Source organism: Pseudomonas marginalis, assembly GCF_001645105.1.
Taxonomy (GTDB): Bacteria; Pseudomonadota; Gammaproteobacteria; order Pseudomonadales; family Pseudomonadaceae; genus Aquipseudomonas; species Aquipseudomonas petroselini.
Genome location: NZ_LKEG01000004.1, coordinates 1 through 3215, shown reverse-complemented (window position 1 = coordinate 3215; position 3215 = coordinate 1). Strand labels below are relative to the sequence as shown.

Genomic DNA, 3215 nt, shown 5'->3' with positions numbered 1-3215 from the left:
TTTGTGAGCGTCGAACTTTCGGTTCATTTCGTCTTCACACACCGCAATCTGATGCTCGTTAGAGTAATCAAATTGCTTGGGTGTTATATGGTCAAGCCTCACGGGCAATTAGTATTGGTTAGCTCAACGCCTCACAGCGCTTACACACCCAACCTATCAACGTCGTAGTCTTCGACGGCCCTTCAGGGAACTCAAGGTTCCAGTGAGATCTCATCTTGAGGCTAGTTTCCCGCTTAGATGCTTTCAGCGGTTATCTATTCCGAACATAGCTACCCGGCAATGCCACTGGCGTGACAACCGGAACACCAGAGGTTCGTCCACTCCGGTCCTCTCGTACTAGGAGCAGCCCCTCTCAAATCTCAAACGTCCACGGCAGATAGGGACCGAACTGTCTCACGACGTTCTAAACCCAGCTCGCGTACCACTTTAAATGGCGAACAGCCATACCCTTGGGACCGGCTTCAGCCCCAGGATGTGATGAGCCGACATCGAGGTGCCAAACACCGCCGTCGATATGAACTCTTGGGCGGTATCAGCCTGTTATCCCCGGAGTACCTTTTATCCGTTGAGCGATGGCCCTTCCATACAGAACCACCGGATCACTAAGACCTACTTTCGTACCTGCTCGACGTGTCTGTCTCGCAGTCAAGCGCGCTTTTGCCTTTATACTCTACGACCGATTTCCGACCGGTCTGAGCGCACCTTCGTACTCCTCCGTTACTCTTTAGGAGGAGACCGCCCCAGTCAAACTACCCACCATACACTGTCCTCGATCCGGATAACGGACCTGAGTTAGAACCTCAAAGTTGCCAGGGTGGTATTTCAAGGTTGGCTCCACGCAGACTGGCGTCCACGCTTCAAAGCCTCCCACCTATCCTACACAAGCAAATTCAAAGTCCAGTGCAAAGCTATAGTAAAGGTTCACGGGGTCTTTCCGTCTAGCCGCGGATACACTGCATCTTCACAGCGATTTCAATTTCACTGAGTCTCGGGTGGAGACAGCGCCGCCATCGTTACGCCATTCGTGCAGGTCGGAACTTACCCGACAAGGAATTTCGCTACCTTAGGACCGTTATAGTTACGGCCGCCGTTTACCGGGGCTTCGATCAAGAGCTTCGCGTTAGCTAACCCCATCAATTAACCTTCCGGCACCGGGCAGGCGTCACACCCTATACGTCCACTTTCGTGTTTGCAGAGTGCTGTGTTTTTAATAAACAGTCGCAGCGGCCTGGTATCTTCGACCGGCATGAGCTTACGGAGCAAGTCCTTCACCCTCACCGGCGCACCTTCTCCCGAAGTTACGGTGCCATTTTGCCTAGTTCCTTCACCCGAGTTCTCTCAAGCGCCTTGGTATTCTCTACCCAACCACCTGTGTCGGTTTGGGGTACGGTTCCTGGTTACCTGAAGCTTAGAAGCTTTTCTTGGAAGCATGGCATCAACCACTTCGTTAACTAAAAGTTAACTCGTCATCAGCTCTCGGCCTTAAGATCCCGGATTTACCTAAGATCTCAGCCTACCACCTTAAACTTGGACAACCAACGCCAAGCTGGCCTAGCCTTCTCCGTCCCTCCATCGCAATAACCAGAAGTACAGGAATATTAACCTGTTTTCCATCGACTACGCTTTTCAGCCTCGCCTTAGGGACCGACTAACCCTGCGTCGATTAACGTTGCGCAGGAAACCTTGGTCTTTCGGCGTGGGTGTTTTTCACACCCATTGTCGTTACTCATGTCAGCATTCGCACTTCTGATACCTCCAGCAAGCTTCTCAACTCACCTTCACAGGCTTACAGAACGCTCCTCTACCGCATCACTTACGTGATACCCGTAGCTTCGGTGTATGGTTTGAGCCCCGTTACATCTTCCGCGCAGGCCGACTCGACTAGTGAGCTATTACGCTTTCTTTAAAGGGTGGCTGCTTCTAAGCCAACCTCCTAGCTGTCTAAGCCTTCCCACATCGTTTCCCACTTAACCATAACTTTGGGACCTTAGCTGACGGTCTGGGTTGTTTCCCTTTTCACGACGGACGTTAGCACCCGCCGTGTGTCTCCCATGCTCGGCACTTGTAGGTATTCGGAGTTTGCATCGGTTTGGTAAGTCGGGATGACCCCCTAGCCGAAACAGTGCTCTACCCCCTACAGTGATACATGAGGCGCTACCTAAATAGCTTTCGAGGAGAACCAGCTATCTCCGAGCTTGATTAGCCTTTCACTCCGATCCACAGGTCATCCGCTAACTTTTCAACGGTAGTCGGTTCGGTCCTCCAGTTAGTGTTACCCAACCTTCAACCTGCCCATGGATAGATCGCCCGGTTTCGGGTCTATTCCCAGCGACTAGACGCCCTATTAAGACTCGCTTTCGCTACGCCTCCCCTATTCGGTTAAGCTCGCCACTGAAAATAAGTCGCTGACCCATTATACAAAAGGTACGCAGTCACCCAACAAAGTGGGCTCCCACTGCTTGTACGCATACGGTTTCAGGATCTATTTCACTCCCCTCTCCGGGGTTCTTTTCGCCTTTCCCTCACGGTACTAGTTCACTATCGGTCAGTCAGTAGTATTTAGCCTTGGAGGATGGTCCCCCCATATTCAGACAAAGTTTCTCGTGCTCCGTCCTACTCGATTTCATGACTAAGAGATTTTCGCGTACAGGGCTATCACCCACTATGGCCGCACTTTCCAGAGCGTTCCGCTAATCTCAAAGCCACTTAAGGGCTAGTCCCCGTTCGCTCGCCACTACTAAGGGAATCTCGGTTGATTTCTTTTCCTCAGGGTACTTAGATGTTTCAGTTCCCCTGGTTCGCCTCTTAAGCCTATGTATTCAGCTTAAGATAACCATCTTATGATGGCTGGGTTCCCCCATTCAGACATCTCCGGATCAAAGTCTGTTTGCCGACTCCCCGAAGCTTTTCGCAGGCTACCACGTCTTTCATCGCCTCTGACTGCCAAGGCATCCACCGTATGCGCTTCTTCACTTGACCATATAACCCCAAGCAATCTGGTTATACTGTGAAGACAACATTCGCCGAAAATTCGAATTTCTCAATTAAGAGAACTCACAAATTTTACCTTAGCCTGATCCGTTACCAGTGAAAGTAACGTTCAGTCTATCTTTCTATCACATACCCAAATTTTTAAAGAACGATCTAATCAAAGACTAGAAATCAACATTCATCACCGTCTGGGTGGAATGCTCATTTCTAAGCTTTCAAAACTT

1 rRNA gene is annotated in these 3215 nt (G+C 50.4%); it reads right to left on the bottom strand.

Annotation, left to right across the window (positions count from 1 at the left end):
* Positions 1-87: 87 nt before the first annotated feature.
* Positions 88-2979, bottom strand: a 23S ribosomal RNA gene (locus tag AO064_RS00025).
* Between the last annotated feature and the right edge of the window lie 236 nt (positions 2980-3215).